Here is a 22,911-nt window from a genome sequence, read left to right on the forward strand (position 1 = left end):
GTTCATGCGCTTGCTGCCGTTGCTCCGCTTAGCGCTCGATCACCCGACCTGACGAGGTTTGCAACGGAGCCCTTCGAGGTGCATCTCGACGTGCCCGGGCAGGGCTCCCGCACCATGCTCCTGAGCGCCCGACGTCTGGTTCACCCCGGCAACAGCAGCACCAATATCCTGCTCATGTTCGAGGACGTGACCGAGGCGCGGCACGCGGCGGCGGAGAAGGACATCCTGCTGGCCGAGACCCAGCACCGGATGAAGAACCTGCTGGCCGTCGTGCGGGCGCTCATCACCCAGACCAAGACACAGGGCCGGTCGGCCGAGGACTACCGGAGCGCGCTGCTGGCCCGGCTGGCAGCCCTGACCGACGCTCAGGAGCTGATCCTCACCCATGGCGGCACGATCAGCCTCAAGGCCCTAGTCGAGCGCTCCCTCGCGGCGTTCCCACGTCGAGCTCGGGTCCGCCCCGGTCCGGACGTGGCGCTCACGCCCGCGCAGGTGGTGCCCCTGAGCTTCGTGCTTTACGAGCTGGCGGCGAACGCGGCCAAGTATGGGGCGTTCTCGGCCCCGGAGGGCGCCGTCGAGATCACCTGGACAGCGTCGGACCGAGACGGCGGACGGCTCCTGAGCCTCGACTGGGTAGAGGCGGACGGCCCTCCTGTCACCCCACCCGATCACCAGGGCTTCGGCTCGCGCCTGATCGCCTTCAGCGTCACCAACGATCTGGGTGGCACGGTGGAACAGCAGTTCGAGCCCAAGGGTTTACGGACCAGGATCGACGTCCCTCTGGCCTGAGGAGACCCCTTGCAACCTGTCCCTCCTGAGCCCCTGGATGGGGAGGCTCGCCTCATCCTCGTGGTCGAGGACGAGTTCCTCATTGCCATGGAGCTGGAGGCGGTGCTGGAGGAGAGCGGGTTCCGGGTGCTTGGGCCTGCGGCCACGGTGCAGGCGGCTCTCCAGCTTCTCGACCAGCAGCGACCCGACGCAGCGGTCCTCGACATGAACCTGCGCAACGAGACGGTCGTCCCGGTGGCTCGGGTCCTGCGCCGGATGATGGTGCCCTTTGCCATCGCGAGCGCCTACGGCGCAGCCGCCTGGCCTCGGGACGAGGCGCTGGACGGCGCCCCAAGCCTGGGGAAGCCCACCTCGACCGCCACGCTCATTGCCGCCATGCACGAGATTCTGGTGACCGACAGCGGGCGGACCACAGACTCTGGGCAGGGCCGATCCTCGACGCTCCGGCCGTGAACGGTCGTGCATTGGTCCGAGCCCTGGACCGCATGGTCTCTCTGCGAGTGTCGACCAGCTCTGCTCCCGGCTATGTCGCGCCATCCGGTCCCAGAGCAGCAAGGCTCTGGGCAAGCTCCGCAGCCCGGAACGGCTTCGTGAGCCGCGGGAAGCCGGGGGCGATGCCGTCCATCTCCGCGTAGCCCGAGACGATCAGCACCGGCAGCTCCGGCCGGCGTGAGCGCAGTTCGCGGGCCAGGTCCACGCCGCTCAGGCCCGGCATGAGGTGGTCGGTGACCACGAGGTCCGGCGCGAGCCCCTCGTCCATGCGGCGCAGGGCCTCCTCGGCCGAGGTGGCCTCCACGACCTCGTAGCCCAGGTCCGTCAGCATGTCGGCGGTGCTCATGCGAACGAGGTCTTCGTCGTCCACAAGCAATGCTATGCCCTGGGCCTTGGAGGCAGCCGGGGCATGGCTGTCCTGCTCGCCCTCCTGTACCACGACCGCGCTGATGGGCAGCCACAGACTGACGGTCGTGCCTTGGCCGGGGCTGCTGGAGATCGTGAGCCCGCCCCCGAGCTGCGAAGCCAGCCCATGCACCATCGAGAGGCCCAGCCCTGTCCCTCGGCCAATGCCCTTGGTCGAGAAGAACGGCTCAACGGCGCGGGCCAGCGTCGCCTCATCCATGCCCACGCCGGTGTCCTGGACTGACAGGCGGACGTAATGCCCGGGGCGGAGCTTGGTGCGACGGCCTGTTCTCACAGAGATCCGCTCGGCCGAGATGGTCAGCGTGCCGCCCTCCGGCATGGCGTCGCGGGCGTTCACCGCCAGATTTAGCAGAGCCATTTCGAGCTGGTTGGCGTCGGCGAGTGCCGGTGGCAGATCCGCGGGCAACTCGACCCGCACATCGATCCGCGGCCCCGTTGTGCTGGCAATGAGGTCGGCCATGCTACCCACCAGCTCCCTGACATCGACCGCCGTGGGCTGGAGTGGCTGCCGTCGCGCAAAGGCCAGGAGGCGCTGCACCAGGGTCTTGGCGCGCTCGGCCGATTGCAGCGCTCCATCCATGAGCTGCCGCTCGCGCGGGCTGCCCACCCCGCGCGTGAGCAGTCGGTCCAGCGAGCCGATGATGGGCGTGAGAAGGTTGTTGAAGTCGTGCGCCACGCCGCCGGTGAGCTGGCCCATCGCCTCCATCTTCTGCGATTGGCGCAGTTGCTCCTGGGCGGCCTCGAGCTCGGCCTGGCGCTCCCTCTCGGGGCTGATGTCGCGGCCCACGGCAATGAAGTTGGGGCTGTCGGGCTCGGGCGCGACCGTCCACTCGATGGGCTTCCAGCCCCCGTCCTTCGTGGCGATCCGGTTCTCGAAGCGTGTGGGGGCCCCGGTCTCGCCCATGCGAGCCAAAGCTTCCAGGGTGGGCCCCATGTGCTCGGGATGCATGAAGCTGGCGTAAGGCCGGCTCAGGAGTTCCGTCTCCGACCAGCCCAGCACGTGCCCCCAGGCGGGGCTCACGGCCGTCATCATGCCCTGGTAGTTCGCCCGCGCCAGCATGTCCTGGGAGAGGTCCCAGAGCTGGTTGCGCTCGGCCGTGCGCTCCGCGACCCTGGTCTCCAGTGTCTCGTTGAGCTCGCGCAAAGCTGTTACGGCGCGGGCCCGCTCTACTGCGGTGCGGGTCCACCCCGCCACCTCCCCGATGAGGACGATGTCTTCGGGCGACCAGTCCCGGACCTGGGCCGAGTTGACGAAGAACATGGCCACCAGCCGTCCCCGCTCCATGACCGGGACGTTGATGAGCGAGCGCACGTTCCGGTCTTCGAGCGCGTTGGCCGCGTTGGCCGTCTGCTCGTCCAGACGCACGTCGGAGATGGCGATCTGTTCGCCCTGCTTCAGGCCGTCGATGAAGGAGCCATAGTCGCGGAAGTTGAGAGTGCCCGCCAAGGTCCCGATCCCGGGGGCCGTCCAATTGCGCTCGACGTGGAGCGTTTCCGCCTCGTGATCGATGGTGGCGTAGCCCACCCGGCTCACCCCGAGTGTCCGGCCCAGGATCTCGGAGGCGGCAAAGGCGATCTCGTCGGGATCGTCGAGGTCGCGCAGCCGCTCGGCGAGCTGGACCAGCGCGTCACGCCGGGTCTCCGCCTGCCGCCGCTCGGTTACGTCCTGGCCCACCTTCACGAAGCCCGACGGAGCGCCATCCTTGCCGTCCAGGGGCCGCATGACCCCGTCGATGAACACGCGCGAGCCATCCTTGCGCAGGTGCCAGCGCACGTTGAGGGCCTGCCCCTTCTCACGCGCCTCCTGCCGTTCCTTCGCGGGCACGCTCTGGGCTTGGTCTTCGGGCGTGTAGGTCATCTCGGCCAGCTGACCCACCGCCTCCTCGGCGCTCCAGCCGAAGATCTCCTGCGCCCCCTTGGGCCAGGTCTCGATCCGGCCGTCCGGGTCGGTGGTGAAGATCGCGTAGTCCGTTGCGGTCTCGACGATGGCGCGCAGACGCTCCTCGCTTTCGCGGAGCTCGGTCTCGGCCTGGCGCCGGTCGTGGATGTCGATTGAGGCCCCGAACCAGCGGACAATCTCGCTCGTTTCCGGGTCGCGGTAAGGCTCGGCCCGGACCAGGAACCAGCGGTAGTCGCCCGAGGCGGACCGAATGCGGTGCTCGACCAGGAACGTCGTGCCGGTGCGTCGTGCCTCGTTGAAGGCGGCCATCGTGGCCGCCCCGTCGTCCGGGTGGACGTGATTGGCGGCCACCTGGGCGGCCGTGGTCGGCTCGTAAGGCACGCCCGTGTAGTCGGACCACTGCTTGTTGAAGAACTCGGTCCGCCCCTCGGCATCGGTGACCCAGACGATCTGAGGCACCGCGTCCGCCATGAGGCGGAAGCGTGCCTCGCTCTCGCGTAGCCGTTCCTCGGCTTCCTTGCGCTCGGAGATGTCGCGCCAGAAGACTGCAAGCCCCTCAGGGACGGGGTAGGCGCGCATGTCGAGCCAGCGCGCGGTGCCGTTCTCCCAGCTGTAGCGGTGCTCGAGGGAGACGGTCTGCTGCTCGGCCAGGGCGCGCTTGTAGAGGCGGCCGATCTCGCTGTCCTCGGACCCAGGATAGACCTCCCAGTGCGTGCGCCCGACGATCTCCGAAAGGGAACGGGTCTCCAGCCGCAGCGCGGCCTCGTTGAAGGTCAGGATGCGGAAGTCGCGGTCCATGAGGCCGAAGGCCTCGTCCATGCCGCCCAAAACGTCTCCGAGCCGCGCCTCGCTCTGGCGAAGCCGCCGTTCGGCCAGGATACGGCCCGTCGTCTCGACGACTGGGTGGAAGATGCCCGCCACCCGGCCTGCCTCGTCGCGGATGGGCGAGAACGAAGCCGTGAAGGTGCGCTCGGTGGGGCCCTCCCCGTCAGTCCTCGGGATCTCGACCGGCTGGTCCTCGATCGTGATGGACTCGCCCGCGAACACCCGGTCGAAGATGGGCCGCAGAAAGGCCTCGTAGGCGCTGCCCCAGTTGGTGGCCGCGGGCTTGCCTAGGCAGTCGGGGTGTCGGCCATCGGCGACGGCGATGTAGGCGTCATTGTAGAGCTGGATGCGCTCGGGGCCCCACAGAATGGAGAGGGGACCGGGCGCATGGAGCATGATGTCCACGGCGGTCCGAAGGTGCGGCGGCCAGGTCTCGATGGACCCGAGCGGCGTGGCCGCCCAGTCGTGCTCGCGGATGCGGCGGACCATTTCGCTCTCGCCCGCCACGAAGGCCGGGGTGCCCGTAGCTGGGCCGACTATGTCATTCATGGGCTCAGCTGTCCTTCGCTGCCGGACGGGCAACCGTCTCTTCTCGCTCGATGAGCTAGCGAAGGCCAGCGCGGACCACCTCGCTTGCCGAGGCGTAGCGTCCTTCGGCCACCTGTGTGTCGACGAACTTCGTCAGGGCTTCGGTCAGGGCAACATGTCGGTGGTGCTTGGCGGCCATGGCCGGATGATAGAACGGACGATGAGGGTGTCACACATGGCGCACCCTGGTCCCGGAGGTGGTCGAGCCACCCGAAAACCCTGTGCGTATTTCTTGAAAGACGCACAGGAGTCTAGCCCTTTGCTGATCAGTGGGTTGGCGTGTGCGTATCATATGTGCGCAATGAGAGGCTGATCACTGCGATGAACTCGTGGGGTAATCTGTATCCGAGCGCCCGGTGCGGGTGAACGGCATTGTAGTGCTCGAACCAGCCGGGGAGTTGGGCGATGACGGTGCGGGCATCGGGGTGTGGTGAGACGCGGACATAGTCGCGCTTCATGGTGCGGACGAAGGCCTCGGCCATGCCGTTGCTTTGCGGGCTTCGAACAGGGGTGGTGCGCGGCTCCAGGCCAATCTCGCGGGCGAGCGCCTTTGTGTCGGCGGCGATGTAGCCCGATCCGTTGTCCGACAGCCACTCGATGACGTGTGGCAGCCGGTTCACCTGGCCGAAGCGGGCCTCCACGGCCGCGATCATGAGGTCTTGGACATCTTCGCCCTTGATGCCCTCCGTGGTGGCGATGAAGCCCAGAGCCTCGCGATCGCAGCAGTCGAGCGCGAAGGCGACACGCACCTTCTCGCCATCATCGCAGCCGATCTCGAAGCCGTCCGAGCACCAGCGCAGGTTGGAGCGGTCCACCGCGACCCGGCCATCGTGGCAGCGCTCTTCGTCACGTCCTGAATGGCGCTGGAGCAGAAGGCCGTGCTCGCGCATGACGCGATAGACCCTCTTGTGGTTGGGCGGCGGGACGCCGTCAGACTTGGCCTGCCGCCGCAGGAGCGCATGCACCCGGCGGTAGCCGTAGGTGGGCAACTCGCCAATCATCTCCTTGATCTGCACAACGAGTTCTGCGTCCGGCATAGGCGGACGGCCCCGGCGAGCTGGCGAGGCATCCCGGCCGTGCTGGGCCTGGGCCATGACGTTCGAGCGCGCCACGCCCAGCGTTTCGCACACCGCGCTCACCGTGAACCCTCCCCGGGCCACGACAGCATGCGCAATGGCCGCTTTTTGGGGGCGGCAACATCCAAGGCCTCGCGCAGGATCTCCGCTTCCATCGTCTTCTTGCCGAGCAGGCGCTGCAACTCGCGAACCTGACCTTGGAGCGCTCGGTACTCCGAGGCCGCGACGACCTCCTCTTGGGCGCTGGTAGCTGTCAGCGCGCCCTGAGCGGCCAGCTTGCGCCACCCGAAGAGCTGGTTGGGCTGGATGCCGTTGCGGCGCGCCACCAGGCTCACCGTGACGCCCGGATCGTAGATTGCCTCGACCATCGCCAGCTTCTCGGCCGGCGACCAGCGACGCCGGCGCTGAGGCTCGGTCAGGATCTCGGGCCGTGGGATGTGACCAGTCATGATGTGAACAGTACTCCTACCCCTTAGGGAAGTGGGAGACCCTGTCCGGTCAGTTCGGGGGCAGCTTCAACCAAAGTTGACATCTCTCCTGCCAAGTTTGGCCAAGTGCGTGGGGATCGTGGCCCCGGCCAGTCACCCACGCCTTACAAGGGGGGTACTCTGCTGGATCTGGGGCCATGTCACTTGCGCATCTCGGGTTGCGCCGGCCAGTTGGGCCAGCGCTTCGTGGCTCAAGGCTGCCGCACCCCGGTGCGCCGGCATTCACCAAAACCCACCACAGATGATCCGCGACCGGCCCTCAAGCCCACGGGTTCACCAACTCCACCCCAGTCTCCTCGAAGTCGCCCGTGTTCCGCGTGGCCACTTGCATGCCCCGGCTCCGGGCAATGGCAGCGATCATCGCGTCAGCCATGGCGATCGGCCGCCCCGCCTCGCGACGCTCAGCCTGGATGGCGGCATAGGCCCGGGCCGCGGCGCCTCCCTCGAAGGGCAGCACCCGACCAGCGAAGTCTTCCGCAAGTACCGCTTCGAGCGCTAGTGTCAGCCCCTCCCGCCGCTTGCCCGTGGGTAGAAGCGCCAAGCCCGTGCGGAGCTCAGCCTCGGTTACGGCCGTGAGGAAGAGCGTGCTCGCATCCTGCGCGGCCAGCCAGCGCAGGACGCGCTCGTCCGGCACGGGCCGCATGGGCTCGGACACGACGTTGGTGTCGAGGACGATCATGGTGGGCCCACTTCCGGCCGAGCTGCGTCAGTCAAACGTGGGAGCAGTGCGCCCGGGCTCGCGCGGCGGGACAGCCTCAAGGACATCCACGCCGCCCATGGGAGCGAAGCGCGCCCGGATGGCCGCGCCGAGGTCGCGCGGGCCCGGGGAGGCCAGGGCCGCGGCACGCAGAACGGCGCGCGCCTCTTCCTCCATGGACACCCCCCGCTCGGCCGCGCGCCGGCGCAGGCCCTGTTTCACGGCCTCGTCGAGATTGCGAATAGTCAGGCTGGCCATGATGACAGACTCCCGGGCACGGATGACCAGAGGATAGGAAGTGATTGCACTGCAATCAATCCTACATGAGCCGTAGACCGAGACCGATGACGCCAGCTCGATGCAGTCGGCCATGCGAGACCTCATACCCGCGATTCCTGTATTGGACGAGGTGGAGGGCCGTCCAGGAGCCGTTTCCTGCCTTCAGCCCTGTTTACCAGAACATCATCCATCACGCCTCCAGGCATGTCAGAAGGTTAGCCGCTCAATCGAGAGGAGGTCACCTTGAGCCATCTTTGAATATGACGTGCCGTCTCCAGAGGGAGGCCGAGCAGACTGGTCCGAAGGCCCGGTGAGGGGTGGCGGGTCATCCGTCTTCCTGCGCCTTCTTTGTGGCCCGCCAAGCGGCCCAGCGACGGCGCTGTGCCTCGGCGATGCGGGCGCGACCCTCGGGGGTCTTGGGTCCCGTGCTTTGGCCGCCGTGGAACCGGCATCGCTGCCGGCCGGGCTCGGAGAGCGCGCGGCAGGGCTGCTTCTTGCGCGTGAGTGCGCCGCAGGGCGCGCGATGCCCCGGAGGTCGGGCTGGGGACCGCACGTCAGCAGCCGTGGACCGTAGAGCCGCAGGCGCCGCCGACCGGTTCCACGTCGTGCTGCGGCTCAAGGCGCTCCCATGTCTGCTGCTCTCTTCCAGCGACTAAGACCCCATCCCACGCGGGCGCACCTGCGCGCGCGATAGCCTTTCGAAATACGGCGTGGATGTCGGAAATGCCCGCTTCCACGCGCATGTGCTGGGGCGCATGGTGCCGGGCATCAACGACGTCCTCCCCCTTCCAGTGGCTCACGGCGTGGCGGCCGATCCCAGCGGCTTGGGCGCGCCCGGTCTGGGTCAGGTCTGCCTCACGGCGCAAGGCAGCAAGGTCAGCGTCACTCAGCCAGGAGGAGGTGTGTTCGGTCATGGTGATCTCTGTCATTCACTTGCAGGCCTATAGACAAGATCGTTCCCAAGACTTGCGGCCTTGGGATCTGATCGTCGTCGCTGAACCTGGAACAGCTCTCGGCAGACCACGTCTTGGCTATGTTGGATGCCGTCCCCAGCCAGTGACTGCGCTCGACTTCTGGGCGTACTCTTGACGTCTTCATTCTACTCGGAGGTTAGCGCAAGGATCGTTTCGCGCGCGAGACGTCGTTGACGAGTAGTTTGGTTCTAAGTTGGTTGGTCATTGACCTAAGTTGAACTGGTTTTGAACTAAGTTGATATAGCTTCCTCCAAGGTCTTCATACCCCGAAGTCTCTGTTCCAAGGCAGACACTTGCGGGAAGCTGGGCCGTGCTGCTTCAGCGATGAAAAAAAGTGCGTCATCGCACTCCTGGCACAGATCGCGGTACCAGACCCGGGTGTTCTCGGTGGCAGCGCGATGCGTCATCCGCAGGATACTGATCCCTTCGACATGCGCTACGGACGCGTTCTCCACGGCAATGATGGGCGAGTGCCGCCGCCACTCCTCGATGAGGTCTGACAACGAGCGGTTTAGGTAAGCTTGGCCCGCGGTCCTCACACACCAGACGAGATACGCTAGAAAGGCTGGACGGCTTTCTGGTGTACTGAGGGCGTGACGGTCATTGCGCAGAACGCCAAGCAGCCTCTGGGGACGATTGTAGGCATACCGATCGCCTGATGGCTTCCCGTTGGCGCTGTAAACAACCCATTCGACAACATGCGCCTCCTTGAGAGCCGTCAGGCTCCTCCAGAACGTGTCCCGATTGTAGTCACGGAAGCGATGAGGTTCGCAGGACTGATTGAGCGAGTTCTCCTTGCCTGATGCATCTCGATACACGCGTCCTGGACTAAGGATATGCAGCTTGTGCCTTTGCAGCAGGTCTGAAGGCACAGGGTAGGCTTGTCCGTCGAAATACCCTCGGATGACCTCGTGGGGAACACCGCGGTCGTCCATCAGGTTCTGGAGCCGGTACAGCTCGACTGCGAGCAGGATTGGCCCCAGCTCCCCGTTGTTGACCAGCCTTGCCAGAGGTGAGGAGCCGCTGCTGACGCGCACGAAGCTGTTGGGGATGAACGCCACCTCGTTGACCTGCTCCAGAATATGCCAACCATCTGATCGCTTCTCGATGTATCCCTTCTCCTTTGCACGCTGCGCAGCGTTCAGCTCGACCTTTCCCTCGGGCTGCTGGCCGGCTGCAATGGCCTCGACCAGGAGCCGCTCTTTCCCAGCAAGCGGCTTGCGGCTGTCATGGATTGGGATGTCATAGCGAGAAACGGTCCTGGCCCGCTTGCGCTCGACCTCCAGGCTCCGCACCAACCCGTGCTGCTCAAGACGCTGGATGGCTCTCTTGGCTTCCGAGCGCGTGAGGCCGGTGTACTCCGTCACCGAGTGGATCCCGCCCCTCGAGATGATGTTGCTCTGGTCGGTGCTCACCATCAGGCTGAGGTAGGCTGCCGCTTCTTCGACGCCGAGGTTCTTGGCGCGGATCTGGTCCAGCTGGTGGACGTCCACGGCGAAGAAGCCCGGGGTCTTCTTCGAGGGCTCTGTCATGGGTGGGGCTTTTACTTTCTATGCTCGGTCTCTTGGCCTGCCGCTGGGTGGCAGATCGTGGGTTAAGACAGCGTTCTGCTCAGCTCAACACCTCTCGGCCTCCCTGCACGGCTCGCCTGTGCGGGAGTGTAGTGAGAGAAGCCCTCTGGTCTATGCAGATGGCGATCGGATCGGCATCAATGCTTCTTTGTTGCTAGGTAAAATCCTTAGCTTGGAATTCCGCCCGCTTGGCGGACTCGCGTTCCTGCACGTGTCGCCCGAGTTGGGCTAGGAGCTGTCCCAACCGGGTGTCGTCGACCTCGAGGACAGCGAATTCCTGCAGAGGTAGACTTGCCTTGTAGGCCTCCTGCTCCTGCTGCCGTGCGGCCTGGGCCTGCAGGACGTCGTCGGGGAGCGGCATGGGCTGGCCCTGGAGGCCGAGGAGGCGCACGGCGCGCGCGGGCAGGCTCAGGCGGTAAGCGTTGCTGGTCTGGCGCAGCTGAGGCCCCCTGCCCTCTCGCCCTGTGGGTACGTACCTGCGGAGCCAGTCGAGAAAGCCGTGGGCCCGCAAGGCCTGCAGGGCCCGGACGATGGCGTCCCTGGAGCGGCGCAGCGTGCGCATGAGGTAGTCGAGCGAGGGCTCCAGGCGGCCGGTTCTGTAGCGGACCAGGTGGCCCAGGAGCTCCAGCACCTCGAGGGCGACATGGCCCAGAGGGCCGTTGCGCCGCCCGGCCCTGCGACCCACGAGATCAAAGCGCCGCGCAGCGAGCAGGATGCGGCGGACCTCCTGGCGGCTGGTGGCGCGCCAGAACGTGCCTTCGCAGCGCCCGGCCAGGTGGGAGCCCCGGCGGACCGGCTGGGGCGCCGCTCCGGCTGGGGCTCCAGTCAGGACGGCCCCGATGGTGGTGAACATGTCTTGTGGTCCTCTCGGTTGCGGGGAACCGACAGGGCGGGGCCATCCACCGGGAGGCGCTCAGCCCGGCGCGGACTTGCGCGAGGGCAAAGCTCTCCCGTGGCAAGAAAGCTCTTGCGATCGGCCGGGAAGATGTGGGAAGCTAAAGGTGTCAAGCATTAGCATTCCCGGTCTTTCCGGATATCGAGGCCCGCCACTGGCGGGCTTCTTTATGTTTGGGCTGCTGCCCTCCCCAAGGTTGCTCCTCGCGCCACACGGACTCGGTGCCCGGACAGCGGTTCACATCATCGTGCCGGAGTTGTCCCTCCAGAGCAACGAGCTTCGTGAGTGGCGATCAGCTGGCCAGCCCTTGGTTCTGAGCTGTCCTTGGTAGCCGATAGCTGATGCAACGCTGACTGACTAACGCTCAGATCGGACCGCTGGCCTAGCCATGCCTACCCTACGGTACTCAATGGTAGCGTAGGGTACCCTAACCTACCCTTGAGTAGCCTAGCCATGTCCACCTTGCCACAGGGTAGACAAACCTTAGCATGCCGGGGCTTCCCTAAGGTTATCAAAATAGCCATCGTGGCCGTACGAGCAGTTCAGAAAGGCACAACGATGCCCGTCATCTCCTTCGCCTCCTCAAAGGGGGGAGCCGGAAAGACCACATCCGCAATCATACTAGCAACCGAACTTGCTGAGGGTGCCAGTGTCGTTCTGATCGATGCTGATCCGGCAGCACGCCTTGTGCGTTGGTCGGGTCTCGCGACTCTCCCAGCGCGCCTTGCCGTGATCCGCAGTGGCGGAGAAAAGATGATTCAAGATGAGATCGCTCAGGCCCGCACACGGGCTGCTTTTGTGGTTATCGACCTTGAGGGGTCAGCCTCACGACTTGCGTCCTTCGCCATTGCCGAGTCCGATCTTGTCATCGTGCCCACAGGTGACGAGCAGCAAGATGCAGACGAGGCGATCGAGACCCTGGCTCAGGTCACCCGGGAGGGACGCGCGCGCCGGCGCCCGATCCCGGCCGTGGTACTCTTCGCCCGCACCAACGCTGCCGTGAAAAGCAAGCTGGAGAAGCACATCAACGGCCAACTGCGTGCTGCCACACGAGCGCTCGCGACCGAACTCCACCGGCGCACGGCATTTTCCTCACTGCATAACGCGGGCGGTGGCCTGCGTGGGCTTGATCCCTTGGAGGTGAGCGGCATCGACAAGGCCATCGATAACGCCCAAGCCTTTGCGGCCGAGGTGGTCGACATCTTGGAGGAGGCCCGCCATGCCGAGGTCGCTTGACCTGGACCGTCTACGCCGCTTCGAAGCGGAGCGCGCACCATCGGTTGCGCCAACGGTCGCTGCGCCCATCTCCGTCCTACCATCCGAGCCGCCCCTCAGAGTTGAGCCGGAGCGCTGGCCGAGCCGCGAACCAGTGGCGGATGGTCAGATCAGCATCAAAGCGCCTCTCGAGGTTATATCTCGCTTCCGCCGTTTATGCCGCGATGACCGCCGGACTTACGCCGACATGCTCGCAATCCTGATGGACAGCTATGAAGGGCAGGGACGAAACCAAGGATGACCCCCTCAGTCATTTTGGGTTCAGAAGTGGGAAGGCCAATCGAAAACACCTCCTGATGCGGTGCAGACGTACATACGCATCGATTGGAGCCCTCCTGGCCCGAACCAAAGATTGACGGATTTCTCGATCCTGCTCTGGAGGGGTCTAGGTCCCTTGCAAGGGCTCGCCGCAGCCCTCCTGTTTGGACGCCAGGACGCGCCGGGGGTTGCCTCCTTGCTCCCGTGCGCAGCGGCCCAGGCCCTTGCGCGCAGCATGGTCTTACCCGCGCAGGGGCCACGAACTGATCCTTGCTGGTCTGCAATGACCGTCGTCACAGGGCGCCTCGGCGGAACGGAGCGGGGAGGCGGTAGCCCAAGCCGGAGATATCACGCGTGAAGACCCTGTGTTGCCTGCTGTTGCCCTGGTGCTGGTGGCGGTCGTGATGATCAGTAGCTTCGGCCTCACCCCGGCCGGACGGAGCGCCTTGGCGTCAGGGCTGTCCTATCCCCTCCTGAGCTTCGGCCATGTTATCGCCACGCTGGCGGTAGGCGTGTGGGCGGGCCGGATCGGGGGGCACGCCCCTGTGGTTCTGCCCCTGGCCTTTGTTCTGGGAATGGGCCTGGGCATGCTCTTGGGCGCAGACGGGAGCCGGCTACTGCAGATCCCCGAAGTCCTGACCTGGGCCTCCGCTCTCGTGCTGACCGTGGCTGCGGCTTCCGCGGCGCGCCCGCCCCTGGAGGACGCCTTCAGTCTGGCGGCGCTGTTTGGCCTCTTCCACGGCTCGGCTCTTGGCAGCGGGTTTGCAGGATAAGTCAGTTCTGAACGACGGGAGCACATCTGACGGGTGATCCATTCCAGCTGTCTGGACAGGGCCAACAGGCTCAGATCGGCAGCAGGATCTCGGCCCTCAGTCCTCCCTGCGGCCTGTTCGTCAGGCGCACCTCGCCCCCATGGTCCTCCAGGATGGCCTGCGCGATGCTGAGGCCCAGCCCCACCCCGCCCAGGTCTGGCGACCGCGAGACCTCCGCGCGGTGGAAGGGCCGGACAACGGCTTGCATCTGGTCCTCCGGGATGCCTGGCCCGCGGTCCTCGACGGCAATCACGGCCCGGTCGCCCAAGCGCGATACGACCACCTGCGCCTCGTGCCCATACTTGATGGCGTTCTCGACGAGGTTCGTGACCGCGCGCCTGATGGCGACGCGCTTACAGCGGATGATAAGACTCGGCTCGGCTTGGCAGTCGATCGCCGCACCGAGGTCGGCCAAGTCGTCGCACACGCTCGCCACCAGCGCCCCGAGGTCGATCCGCGTCATCTCCTCGGTCTCGCCCGTGGCACGAGCGTAGGTCAGGAACGTGCCGATGATAGCGTCCATCTCGTCCAGTGTGCACAGGTTCTTGTCGCGCTCTGGGGACTCGGGCGTCAGCTCAAGGCGCAGCCGGATCTGCGTGAGCGGCGTGCGCAGATCATGGGAGATCCCGGCCAGAAGCTCGGTGCGTCCGTGGATCAGCTCCAGCAGCCGACGTTGCATGCTGTTGAAGGCCGCGGCTGCGACGGCCACCTCGCGCGGCCCGGTGACCGGCAGCGGCTCCGAGGAAATGTTCCGGCCCAGACTTTCCGCTGCCTGGGCGAGACGCCCAAGCGGCGAGATTACCCGGCTCACGAGCCAGAACGCCACGAGCGCGATGCCCACTACCGCGGAAGTGACGTTGGCCAGGAACAGCTCCGGTCCCACGGAACGGGGTGTGTCGATGGCGCCCAGGAAGTTGACCCACTCGTCGTCGGCGTGCCGGATCGAGAGCGCCACGCTGGGAATGGCATAGGTGGTCTCCCAGTACGACGGGAAGACGGAGATCCGGTCCCCGAGGTCGAGCGGGGGCGGGATCACGCGGTCTCCCGCGCCCTCGATCAGCCGCACCCGCATCTCCCCTTGCGCCAGTTGCGGCACCTGACTTCGGAGATAGGCGTCCATCTCCAGTTCGGACGGGCTCAGCTCGCGCAGAGGCGAGGCCGGCTCGGCTGTGACCCAGACCCGGAAGGCCCGGCTGTCCGACGACCGCACGATGCTGGCCTGCCAGCTGGTCGGCAGCTCCCGCACCAGCCGGCTGATGCCGGCGGCCCGCTCGATCAGGTCCATGGCCTCGGTCATCTCGAGCGCGCCACGCCGGTCTAGGCTATAGAACAGGAGCCCCGCCGCATGCGACAGCAGGAAGCTCACCACGATGATCGCAGCCGTCTGGAAACGCATGCTGGGGCGGGTTGCCATCAGCTGACGTCCGGCGTGAAGAGGTAGCCGTCGCCCCAGACGGTCTTGATGATCCGCGGCGTGCGGGGATCGTCCCCAAGCTTGCGGCGCAGGCGGCTGACCTGGATGTCGATGCTCCGGTCCGAGATGATCGCCGAGCGTCCCTTCGTCGCATCCAGGAGCTTCTCGCGCGACAGGACCATCTGCGGCCAGGTCACGAAAGCCATCAGGAGCTCGTATTCCGCGCTGCTGAGGAGAACGACCACGCCATCCGCGGACACCAGCTCCCGCTTGCCGGTGTCGAGCCGCCATCCGGCAAAGGACAGAAAGCGCGGTGTGGTCTCGGAGGGGCGCTTTCCGGGCGCATCGCTCCGCCGCAGCACGGCCTTGATCCGCGCAAGGAGTTCACGGCTGTGAAAGGGCTTGGGCAGATAGTCGTCCGCGCCCATCTCCAGCCCCAGTACGCGGTCGAAGTCGTCGCCCTTGGCCGTGAGCATGATAATTGGGGTCTCCACCCCCTCGGCTCTTAGCTCTCGGCAGAAGGTCAGCCCATCCTTGCCCGGCAGCATCAGGTCGAGCACCAGAAGGTCAACCGTGCCGCCCTCCATCACGCGTCGTCCAGCTCGTGCGTCCGGCGCGCGGCTGACGCGGAAGCCTTCGGCCGCGATGAGGCGGCCCACAAGGTCGGCGATCTCGGGATCGTCGTCGACGACAAGGATGTGCTGCTGCGGTTGCGACATGGTCCTCCTGCCCTGGGCGGTGCCCGGATCGGCAAACTGTCGAGACGCTTAGCAGAAGCGGATCCGAGGCCCAGCAAAAAGGGGTGTCAGGGTGTGTCGACCGCCGGGACCGACACAGCCTGTTACAATCTCGAAAGAGACGCCGCGAATCCGACGTGCCTCGACCGCCTAGGTTGATCACATGACGGCGCCAAGACAGGCGTCGATTTGCAACTCGGCTACGGCACTGACGCGCTGGCGTCGCCTCGGCCACTGACGAAAGGACACCCGGCATGCTCACGGCGCGCATGATGACACGGCCGCTCAGGCTGATCTTCCCCCGGCCGCTCCGAGCCTTCAGTCGCGCTCGAGCCGCGTCCCGCCGTCCGGCACAGGACGAGCCTCGTCACCCGGATTGGCTCTGGGCCGAGTCTGTCGACCCGCTGATGTCGGCCAGTCCCGAGGACCCAGCCCTTGTCGAGCGCCGGCGCGTTTGGCTGGACGCCCAAGCCGCCGAGGACGTGGCCCTTGCCCGAAGAGTTCGCCCCGTGACCGCCTTTGACGTGAGCCGATGACCCTTATGCATCCGGTGCCCTAGTCGCCCACCTGGGGGCACCGGCACTGGGCAGGCCGGCGCCGCTCCCGTCGGCCTGCCCTTCTTTCCACGCTCGCTTCCGAGACGCCCATGCCCTGGCCACCGCTGTTTTCTCAGCGACGACCCTCTTCCCAACCGTTGTCCACGACGCAAGGAAGGCTCATTGAGATGTCCCACAAGATGACCTACGCCCAGGCCGACGACCTCGGCCCGCTTCTGCCGCCAAGCATCCGCCTCCTGAACGCGCTTCAGGCTGTCAACTCGATCGATGACCTGTCGAGGCTGGACGCGGACGAAGCCATGTACCGGGCCAGCTATCGTGCTCTGCCCGAGACCAACGCCCCATTCCCGAAGTTCCATGTTGTCGAGGCCGACAGCAATCTGCTTCGCTTCGCCGGCCGATCGGAGCCGGGCTTTGAGGTGCTCCAGGTGTATCGCGCCGGCCTTCAGTTCCACTGGCGCAGCGATCTCGTGCGCGCTCTGGACGAACAGGTGCCGGTCATCGGCCGCATGTGCGCTCTTTCCGACACCGACGAGGTGGTGGTGGAGCATCTCGTGCTGCCCATCATCGTCCGGCACCGAGTTCGCGCCGTCCGTGGCTGGTTCATGTTCAGTCGAGAACTGGAGCAAGGCATCACCGACTGGGACAGGATCTCGATGTTCCGCCGGTCGACGCGCCCACAGTCGGTTCGCCTGCCCGCCCGCCTTCTGAGACCCAAGGACAAGGCCCCGGCTCTCCACGATGCCCTGAGCACCCTCCGGTCGCGCTGGAACCGACCATCGGGGTGGAAGCGGCGGCGACCCCGTCACTCCGACGCAAGCGGGAGGCCAGCTGAGTAGGCATCCGTCCCTCGCCACATCGCCCTTCCACCAGATCAAAGAAAGATAGGATATGGACACACAATTCGTCCAAGCTGGCCTGCCGCGAACGCAAGCCGAACCGACTGATGGGAAGCAGCGCCAAGAGGCCGGCAAGGATACCGGCACGCCTCACCGGCCCAACACAGGGTCGACCTGGTTCCCGAGACAGGGGCTTCGATTGCCGCAGGTTTCGTCCAGCTCCTGACGGCAGCGGCCCGGACCGGAGTCAGTTCCGGCCACCGGTGGCTCCTCAACGCCCGTGGATGTCCCGGACGACGCGCACCTAGGGCTATCCGAGGAGCAGCTCTCGAAAGCGCTTGAGCGTGCTCTGGACCGATGCCACCCGGGTCGGATGCGAATGATATCAAGCCATGCTTCCACTCCGCCCTCGTTCGACCAAGATGCCGGATCGATTGCGGGAACGCCTTTCACCCCCCCCCCCCCCCGACGCCGGACAACACGCCCTCGCTCTATGACGTGTCGGATCTGTACGATGCCATTGTCCAGCCCGGCCCCTGCGAGGACTTCTACCGCGAGGAGGCCCGACGCTGCGGCGGCCCCGTGCTGGAACTGGCCTGTGGGACAGGACGGCTGACCGTCCCGATCGCACGTGACGGCCACGACGTCGTGGGCCTGGACGCCTCATGCGCCATGCTCGACGCCGCCAGGCGCAAGGCCGAAGCGGCCAGCGTGCCGGTCACCTTCGTTCTGGGCGACATGCGGGACATTGACCTGGGACGGCGCTTTGCACTTGTGGTGATCTCCTGCAACTCGCTCACCCATCTGCTCGAGAGCGAGGATGTCCGCTCATGCCTCCGGGCGGTGCGGCGGCATCTCGCGTCCGGAGGCCTCCTGGCCTTCGATGTCGTGCTGCCCAACCTCCATCACCTCGTCATGCCCGTGGGCGTGCCGCGACGGCTCGACTTGGGTCCCAACCCATCTTCGGCGATCGAGGCTGAGGAGATGGTGCAGTACGACCCCGTGCGGCAGTTGCGTATCTCGCATTGGCGCGTGCGAGGGTCGGATGGACGGGACCAGACCCTGGCGCCCTTGGTGCAGCGGCAATTCTTCCCGCGCGAGCTGTCCTTACTCCTTGAAGCCGAGGGACTGGAGTTGGTCGCACGTTATGGCGACTTCGCCCGCAATCCTCTCGATGCGTGGAGCCTGAACCAGATCTGCTTAGCACGCGCGGCGGCCGGAGACTAAGCCGGACAGAGTTCTCAATGACATGCCGCTTTTTACCTATGCTGCGGCCCATGCCGGAGCAGAGAAGCCAGAACCGCTTGTCCAAGGACCATAGCAGGCTCTTGACAGGCGCAGGCCACCTTACCCCGACCATTTGCCCTAGGCGGGCCATCACCTCGGAGCTGTCACACCTTGTTGCAGACCGGACAAGAATGCCGCGAATGTTTCCGGTCGCTTCTGGTCAGATTGGCTCAAGACCACCAAACAAAGGAGCGGCTCCATGTGGCAGGCCGTCGGCGAAGACCCCTTGGCCCAGGAACGCAGGGCATTCGACCCTCAAGGGGGATCTGAACGCTTTGATCGTCTCGAGCGAGATCATGGGACTCTGGGACGCCGGCAAGATGCCAGTGGCCACCTGCTCCGGAACTCGCCTTTGCTCTTGCAGGGGCGCCGCATCCTCGTCGTCGAAGACGACTACATGCAGGCTGAGGACCTGCACAGGGGTCTCGAAAGCCTCGGCGCCGAGGTGCTGGGGCCAGCCGCGACCGTCGCCGAGGCCCTCGCTTTCTTCAGGACAGGACCCATGCCGGATGCCGCCATCCTCGACACCCAGCTCGAGGACGAGACCGTCTTTCCGGTGGCCGATGCTCTTCACGGTCGCAGCATCCCGTTCTGTCTGCTCTCGAGTCACGACACCTGGGCGACGCCAGACGCCTATGCCGACGTACCCTGCGCCGGGAAGCCGGTGGACCTGCGGTGGCTTGGCAGGGTGCTGACGTGGTGAAGGCCCGCTGTCCTAGAGTGTCTCTCGCCGCGAGCTCCAACCGCATTGCCGTGAGCACCGTCCTTGCAGCGCTTGCCGTGCCGGTCGCCGCTGATGTGCCTTACGAGATCATCAATGGCAGCCCTTTGACCGTGATGGAGATCTATGCCTCCGCCATGGGCGAGACCTCCTGGAGCGATGACCTCCTCTACGCCCATGTCATTCCGCCTGGAAAAGCCAACAGCATCCGCATCGCCAGCCTAGATGGGCAGTGCGACTACAGCCTCCTCCTCATCCTTGAGGATGGACGAGAGCAACGGCACCGCACCAACATCTGTCGGACGAAGCACTACACTCTTGGACCTTTGGAGTGAGGCTGGCCCATGGCCATGCTCTGGGCTGCGAACAATGCCAAACCGCAGTTATGGGAGCGCCCCGTCCAAGAGTTCAGGTCGGTTCTGCGCTCATGCGGCACGGGGCCAACACAGTCTGTTACAGGCCGGACAAACCTGCCCCGAATGCCGAAGCGGCAACTGGTCCAGGATAACGTTAGGACCAGCGAGGTCAGCCCAGGCTCGCTTTGTTGGCCGGCAGGCAAGGCGGCCTGTTCTCCGCCGGAGGATAAGGATCAAGCATGGCGTCTCGTGAATGGCTGAAACCCAGCATCTACGGTGCTCTGGGTGGCGCAGTCCTGACGATGGTGGTGGGCTTCTCATGGGGAGGCTGGGTGACGGGCGGAACGGCGCAGTCCATGGCCGCCACGGAAGCCAAGTCAGCTGTTGTCGCCGCACTCGTGCCGGTGTGTCTGCAGATGTCCCAGAACGACCCGGACCGCGCAGAGAAGCTCACATCCATCCTGGAGGCTCCGACCTACCAGCGAAGGACCAAGCTCATCGAGGCTGGCTGGGCGACACCACCCGGCTCGGACGCGCCTAACCGTGACCTGGCACAGGCCTGTGTCTCAAGCCTGGATATCAGCGCCGTCTAACCGGATCCGTGGCTTGCACGCCGTGATCATCTCGCCCCCCTCGCGGCGCTGTCGCGCCTCCTGCTGCTGGTGCGGGTGAGCTTGAAGGCGCGGCCGAGCTTCTTGCCCGCGGCCTTGGCCCGAGTGCGGCCCTCCCCAGTGCGCGCGCGGATGAGCTCGCGCTCGAACTCGGCCAAGCCGCCCAGCACCGTGAGCATAAGCCCGCAATGTGGTGTGGTGGTGTCGGCCCAGGCGTCCGCGAGCGAGTGGAAGGCGGCACTCTTTTCGGTTACGGCAGCGAGGATGTTCAGGAGGTCCCGCGTGGAGCGCGCCAGCCGGTCCAGTCGAGTGACCAGGAGCACATCCCCGGGCTCGAGCCGGTCCAGGAGCTTGCGGAGTTGCACCCGCTCCGGCTTCGCCCCGCTGACCTTCTCCTGGAATACCCGTTCGGCTTTAGCGACCCGGAGCTGAGCCACCTGAGCATCGAGCGTCTGCCTGTCGTTGCTGACCCTCGCGTAGCCGTAGATCTGGGACATCGGATCAGCCTCTTATTGCGCACATATAATAAGCACAGGCTAACCCACTGATCAGCAAAGGTCAGGAACTCTGTGCGTATTTCAAGAATACTGTTGGAAAACTCGTTGGCGAGCCGACGAAGGCTCCGGATCGGACTTTCGGGCCAAACTGCCTCTAGCAAAATCAGCAGCTTATACAGGGCCAAGTTGGACCAAGCTGGTCGAAGGGCACCCGGAAAAGCCCTCGGCCGAGTTCTTCAACAGTATTCATGATTAACGCACGTCCAGAGACCGCCGCTTGGCGAGTTCTCGGTAAAGCGCCTCGCGGGTCACGCCCAGTTCGGCGGCGAGATCCTGCCATTGGCCTTTTGCCGGCAGAGCTCGTCCCTCTCCGAGCCACGCATCCAGCCGCTCCGCTGTGGTGCGCAGGGTCCGGATCTCTGCCTGCAGGCGCGCCTCCTGAACGGCATGAGCAAGATGCGCCGCCCAGGCGTCAGCCAAGGCAGGTTCTGCGAGGAGCCGCTCGCGGAACTGTTTGACGGAGATGGTGAGCAGCGTGGCCTCCCCAGAGGCCTGCGCGTCGCAGTGGTAATGCGGCGAGTAGGCCGAGGCTTCGGCCAGGACCTGGCCGGGCCTGGACCGTTGCAGGATCAGGGGGCTGCCTGCGGCGGTCGGCCGGAGAAGGCTCACCTGTCCCTCGGTGACCAGGAACATGAGACGCACCCGGTCGCCCGCATGGAACAGCGCCTCTCCGGCCGCCAAGCGGCGGAGGGCTCCCGGCTCGAAGATCTGGGCGATGATAGCTGACATAATCACGATCATATGCCACGGCCGGTGCGGCATGCCATTGGTCCAGTTGCGCCCAGATGGAGGACCTCGCCCATGCAGCTACAACTCATCTCTGCCTTGGCATTTGGCCTTGGTCTTTCGATCGGCTCTGTAGGAGCGCAGGAGGCTCCTCACAGCGCGAACTATCATGGTCATGCCTCCTCCTACGCCGGGCTGGAGGCGCGCGAGATCAAGAGCCTGTCCGGGGAGGACATCGAGGCGCTGCGGGAGGGGCGCGGCTGGGGTCTGGCGCTCGCGGCGGAGCTTAACGGCATGCCGGGCCCGGCCCACCTTCTAGAACTGAAGGACGAGCTTGGCTTATCTGAGGATCAGGTCCGCGCCATTGAGGCGATCCATGCCGAGATGCGGGCCGAGGCTATCGCGGCGGGCGAGCGGTTCATGGCAGCCGAGGCGGCCCTGGACACGGCCTTCGCCGCGGGCGACCTGGACGAGGAGCGTCTGTGGCACCTCATCGATGCGGCCGAGGCGGCGCGTGGGGATTTGCGCTTTGTCCACCTCTCGCGGCACCTGTCGACCCCGCCGCTCCTCACGCGTAATCAGATCCGCCTTTACAGCGAGTTGCGCGGATACGGCTCTGGAGCCTGTTCGGAGGCTGAGGGGACCCAGTGTCACTGACTGGCGAGTACGCGCGGGAGCGTGGCCGGCCTCACTTGGTGCCGGGGAGCTCTGCACAAATTTGAAGCACGCACACTTACCCCGACCTAAGCGGACCAACTGGTTAGCTATTGCGTATCTCAGGTGTGCAAGCGGTCATTCCTGTCGTGCCTGAGCTGGCTCGGATCTGCTGCCTTGCTCACCATTCGGCGAAGCTGCCGTCGCGCGTCCGCCAAACCGGGTTGCGCCAGCGGTGAGGCGTTCGGTGCGCTTCGCGTACGGCGGCTTCGTCGATCTCCACGCCCAGGCCCGGTCCGGTCGGGATGGGCAGGAAGCCGTCCACGGGCGTCAGAGCCTGCGGGTTGGTCACGAAGTTCAGCAGGTCGTGGCCGACGTTGTAGTGGATGCCAAGGCTCATCTCCTGGAGCGCCACGTTCGGTGTGCAACCCGCAAGCTGGAGGCAGGCGGCCAGCGCGAGCGGTCCCAAAGGACAATGCGGCGCGACGGCCACGTCGTACGCTTCAGCCATGGCCGCGATCTTGCGGCATTCGAGGAGTCCTCCCGCATGCGACAGGTCGGGTTGGATGATGTCCACGGCGCCGCGCTCGAGAACGGGCTTGAAGTCCCAGCGCGTGTAGAGCCGCTCGCCCAGCGCGATCGGTGTCGAGACGAGCTGTCCGATCTGGGCCAAGCCCTCCAGGTTCTCCGACAGGAGCGGCTCCTCGATAAAAAGAAGCCCCAGCGGTTCGAGGAGCTTCGCGAGCTGCTTGGCCATGGGCCGATGGACGCGGCCGTGGAAGTCGAGGCCCACGTCCATGCCTTCGGCCTGCGCCGCCTGCACCCGCTCCACGACCTCGGCCAGAAGCCTGGGCGTGCCGAGGAAGTCGAGCTCGGCCGTCGCGTTCATCTTGACGGCCGAGAAGCCCTGCTCGCGACGCGCCCGGGCGGCGGAAGCGATTTCATGTGGTCGGTCGCCACCAATCCAGGCATAGGCGCGGATGCGGTCTCGTACCTGACCGCCTAGCATCTCCCAAGCGGGCAGGCCGTAAAGCCGGCTGTTGATCAGCATGGAATAAGGACCCCGCTTCCGGGGTGATCGGCGTCCAAACGGGACCCCTTTGGCGC

24 protein-coding genes are annotated in these 22,911 nt (G+C 65.7%); 10 read left to right on the forward strand and 14 right to left on the reverse strand.

Annotation, left to right across the window (positions count from 1 at the left end):
• Both FHG71_RS19660 and FHG71_RS19665 read left to right on the forward strand, forming a co-directional pair.
• Positions 1–789: sensor histidine kinase (locus tag FHG71_RS19660; RefSeq protein ID WP_218014167.1), on the forward strand; the 789-nt coding region annotated here is incomplete at its 5' end.
• A gap of 9 nt (positions 790–798) precedes the next feature.
• A complete protein-coding gene (locus FHG71_RS19665) occupies positions 799–1,242 on the forward strand; it encodes a response regulator (protein WP_246045528.1) in 444 nt (147 codons plus the stop codon).
• A 70-nt stretch (positions 1,243–1,312) separates the two neighbouring features.
• On the opposite strand, the gene FHG71_RS19670 is transcribed toward FHG71_RS19665, so the two are convergent.
• The 9 genes from FHG71_RS19670 to FHG71_RS19710 all read right to left on the reverse strand — a co-directional run bounded on the left by FHG71_RS19670 (position 1,313) and on the right by FHG71_RS19710 (position 10,958).
• Complete coding sequence (locus FHG71_RS19670) at positions 1,313–4,981, reverse strand: PAS domain S-box protein (protein WP_139083402.1); 3,669 nt, start codon at positions 4,979–4,981, stop codon at positions 1,313–1,315.
• 55 nt (positions 4,982–5,036) lie between these two features.
• The gene (locus FHG71_RS24610) at positions 5,037–5,159 is read right to left on the reverse strand and encodes a type II toxin-antitoxin system ParD family antitoxin (protein WP_139083403.1); all 123 of its coding nucleotides are present in this window, start codon (positions 5,157–5,159) and stop codon (positions 5,037–5,039) included.
• A 127-nt stretch (positions 5,160–5,286) separates the two neighbouring features.
• Positions 5,287–6,545 (reverse strand): IS3 family transposase gene (locus FHG71_RS19680; RefSeq protein WP_425467377.1). Its coding sequence is split into 2 segments (ribosomal slippage): positions 5,287–6,194 and positions 6,194–6,545, totalling 1,260 coding nucleotides; the frame shifts between segments, so codons are not numbered across the junction.
• A gap of 298 nt (positions 6,546–6,843) precedes the next feature.
• Positions 6,844–7,263: a type II toxin-antitoxin system VapC family toxin gene (locus FHG71_RS19685; RefSeq protein ID WP_139083404.1), complete on the reverse strand. Its 420-nt coding sequence runs from the start codon at positions 7,261–7,263 to the stop codon at positions 6,844–6,846.
• Positions 7,264–7,290: 27 nt separating this feature from the next.
• Positions 7,291–7,653: a FitA-like ribbon-helix-helix domain-containing protein gene (locus FHG71_RS19690; protein WP_246045530.1), complete on the reverse strand. Its 363-nt coding sequence runs from the start codon at positions 7,651–7,653 to the stop codon at positions 7,291–7,293.
• Positions 7,654–7,885: 232 nt separating this feature from the next.
• Positions 7,886–8,113: an HGGxSTG domain-containing protein gene (locus FHG71_RS24615; protein ID WP_139083405.1), complete on the reverse strand. Its 228-nt coding sequence runs from the start codon at positions 8,111–8,113 to the stop codon at positions 7,886–7,888.
• 1 nt (position 8,114) lies between these two features.
• Complete coding sequence (locus FHG71_RS19700; protein ID WP_139083406.1) at positions 8,115–8,474, reverse strand: hypothetical protein; 360 nt, start codon at positions 8,472–8,474, stop codon at positions 8,115–8,117.
• 290 nt (positions 8,475–8,764) lie between these two features.
• The gene (locus FHG71_RS19705) at positions 8,765–10,066 is read right to left on the reverse strand and encodes a hypothetical protein (RefSeq protein ID WP_139083407.1); all 1,302 of its coding nucleotides are present in this window, start codon (positions 10,064–10,066) and stop codon (positions 8,765–8,767) included.
• Positions 10,067–10,259: 193 nt separating this feature from the next.
• Positions 10,260–10,958: a helix-turn-helix domain-containing protein gene (locus FHG71_RS19710; protein ID WP_139083408.1), complete on the reverse strand. Its 699-nt coding sequence runs from the start codon at positions 10,956–10,958 to the stop codon at positions 10,260–10,262.
• A gap of 600 nt (positions 10,959–11,558) precedes the next feature.
• Here FHG71_RS19710 and FHG71_RS19715 point away from each other — a divergent pair.
• Together FHG71_RS19715 and FHG71_RS19720 are read left to right on the forward strand one after the other, a co-directional pair.
• Entirely contained in the window at positions 11,559–12,236 is a 678-nt protein-coding gene (locus FHG71_RS19715) for a ParA family protein (RefSeq protein ID WP_139083409.1), read from the forward strand.
• 665 nt (positions 12,237–12,901) lie between these two features.
• Complete coding sequence (locus tag FHG71_RS19720) at positions 12,902–13,306, forward strand: HupE/UreJ family protein (protein WP_139083410.1); 405 nt, start codon at positions 12,902–12,904, stop codon at positions 13,304–13,306.
• Between the two features lie 70 nt (positions 13,307–13,376).
• Here FHG71_RS19720 and FHG71_RS19725 read toward each other — a convergent pair whose 3' ends face one another.
• Both FHG71_RS19725 and FHG71_RS19730 read right to left on the reverse strand, forming a co-directional pair.
• Complete coding sequence (locus tag FHG71_RS19725; protein WP_139083411.1) at positions 13,377–14,759, reverse strand: ATP-binding protein; 1,383 nt, start codon at positions 14,757–14,759, stop codon at positions 13,377–13,379.
• Positions 14,759–15,478: a response regulator gene (locus tag FHG71_RS19730; protein ID WP_139083412.1), complete on the reverse strand. Its 720-nt coding sequence runs from the start codon at positions 15,476–15,478 to the stop codon at positions 14,759–14,761. The genes FHG71_RS19725 and FHG71_RS19730 overlap by 1 nt, the downstream gene beginning before the upstream one ends.
• A 754-nt stretch (positions 15,479–16,232) precedes the next feature.
• On the opposite strand from FHG71_RS19730, the gene FHG71_RS19735 reads away from it, so the two are divergent.
• From FHG71_RS19735 to FHG71_RS19755, 5 genes are all read left to right on the forward strand, one after another.
• Positions 16,233–16,892: a hypothetical protein gene (locus FHG71_RS19735; protein WP_139083413.1), complete on the forward strand. Its 660-nt coding sequence runs from the start codon at positions 16,233–16,235 to the stop codon at positions 16,890–16,892.
• A 498-nt stretch (positions 16,893–17,390) separates the two neighbouring features.
• Positions 17,391–18,119, forward strand: a complete 729-nt coding sequence (locus tag FHG71_RS19740; protein WP_176559526.1) for a class I SAM-dependent methyltransferase — start codon at positions 17,391–17,393, stop codon at positions 18,117–18,119.
• Positions 18,120–18,378: 259 nt separating this feature from the next.
• Positions 18,379–18,882, forward strand: a complete 504-nt coding sequence (locus FHG71_RS19745) for a response regulator (protein ID WP_139083415.1) — start codon at positions 18,379–18,381, stop codon at positions 18,880–18,882.
• 17 nt (positions 18,883–18,899) lie between these two features.
• Positions 18,900–19,235 (forward strand): hypothetical protein, encoded by a 336-nt coding sequence (locus FHG71_RS19750; protein ID WP_218014168.1) that lies wholly within the window; start codon positions 18,900–18,902, stop codon positions 19,233–19,235.
• Between the two features lie 260 nt (positions 19,236–19,495).
• On the forward strand, positions 19,496–19,849 hold the full coding sequence (locus tag FHG71_RS19755) for a hypothetical protein (RefSeq protein WP_139083417.1): 354 nt from the start codon (positions 19,496–19,498) through the stop codon (positions 19,847–19,849).
• Between the two features lie 26 nt (positions 19,850–19,875).
• Here FHG71_RS19755 and FHG71_RS19760 read toward each other — a convergent pair whose 3' ends face one another.
• Together FHG71_RS19760 and FHG71_RS19765 are read right to left on the reverse strand one after the other, a co-directional pair.
• A complete protein-coding gene (locus FHG71_RS19760) occupies positions 19,876–20,364 on the reverse strand; it encodes a recombinase family protein (protein WP_139083418.1) in 489 nt (162 codons plus the stop codon).
• A 252-nt stretch (positions 20,365–20,616) separates the two neighbouring features.
• Positions 20,617–21,186, reverse strand: coding sequence for a Crp/Fnr family transcriptional regulator (locus FHG71_RS19765; RefSeq protein WP_139083419.1), 570 nt, complete (start codon positions 21,184–21,186; stop codon positions 20,617–20,619).
• A gap of 39 nt (positions 21,187–21,225) precedes the next feature.
• Here FHG71_RS19765 and FHG71_RS19770 point away from each other — a divergent pair, with 39 nt between their 5' ends.
• A complete protein-coding gene (locus FHG71_RS19770; protein ID WP_218014169.1) occupies positions 21,226–21,807 on the forward strand; it encodes a Spy/CpxP family protein refolding chaperone in 582 nt (193 codons plus the stop codon).
• Positions 21,808–21,985: 178 nt separating this feature from the next.
• Here FHG71_RS19770 and dgoD read toward each other — a convergent pair whose 3' ends face one another.
• A complete protein-coding gene (gene dgoD, locus FHG71_RS19775) occupies positions 21,986–22,855 on the reverse strand; it encodes a galactonate dehydratase (RefSeq protein ID WP_218014170.1) in 870 nt (289 codons plus the stop codon).
• Positions 22,856–22,911: the final 56 nt, after the last annotated feature.

Origin of the sequence: Rubellimicrobium roseum, assembly GCF_006152145.1 — a bacterium.
GTDB lineage: Bacteria > Pseudomonadota > Alphaproteobacteria > Rhodobacterales > Rhodobacteraceae > Rubellimicrobium > Rubellimicrobium roseum.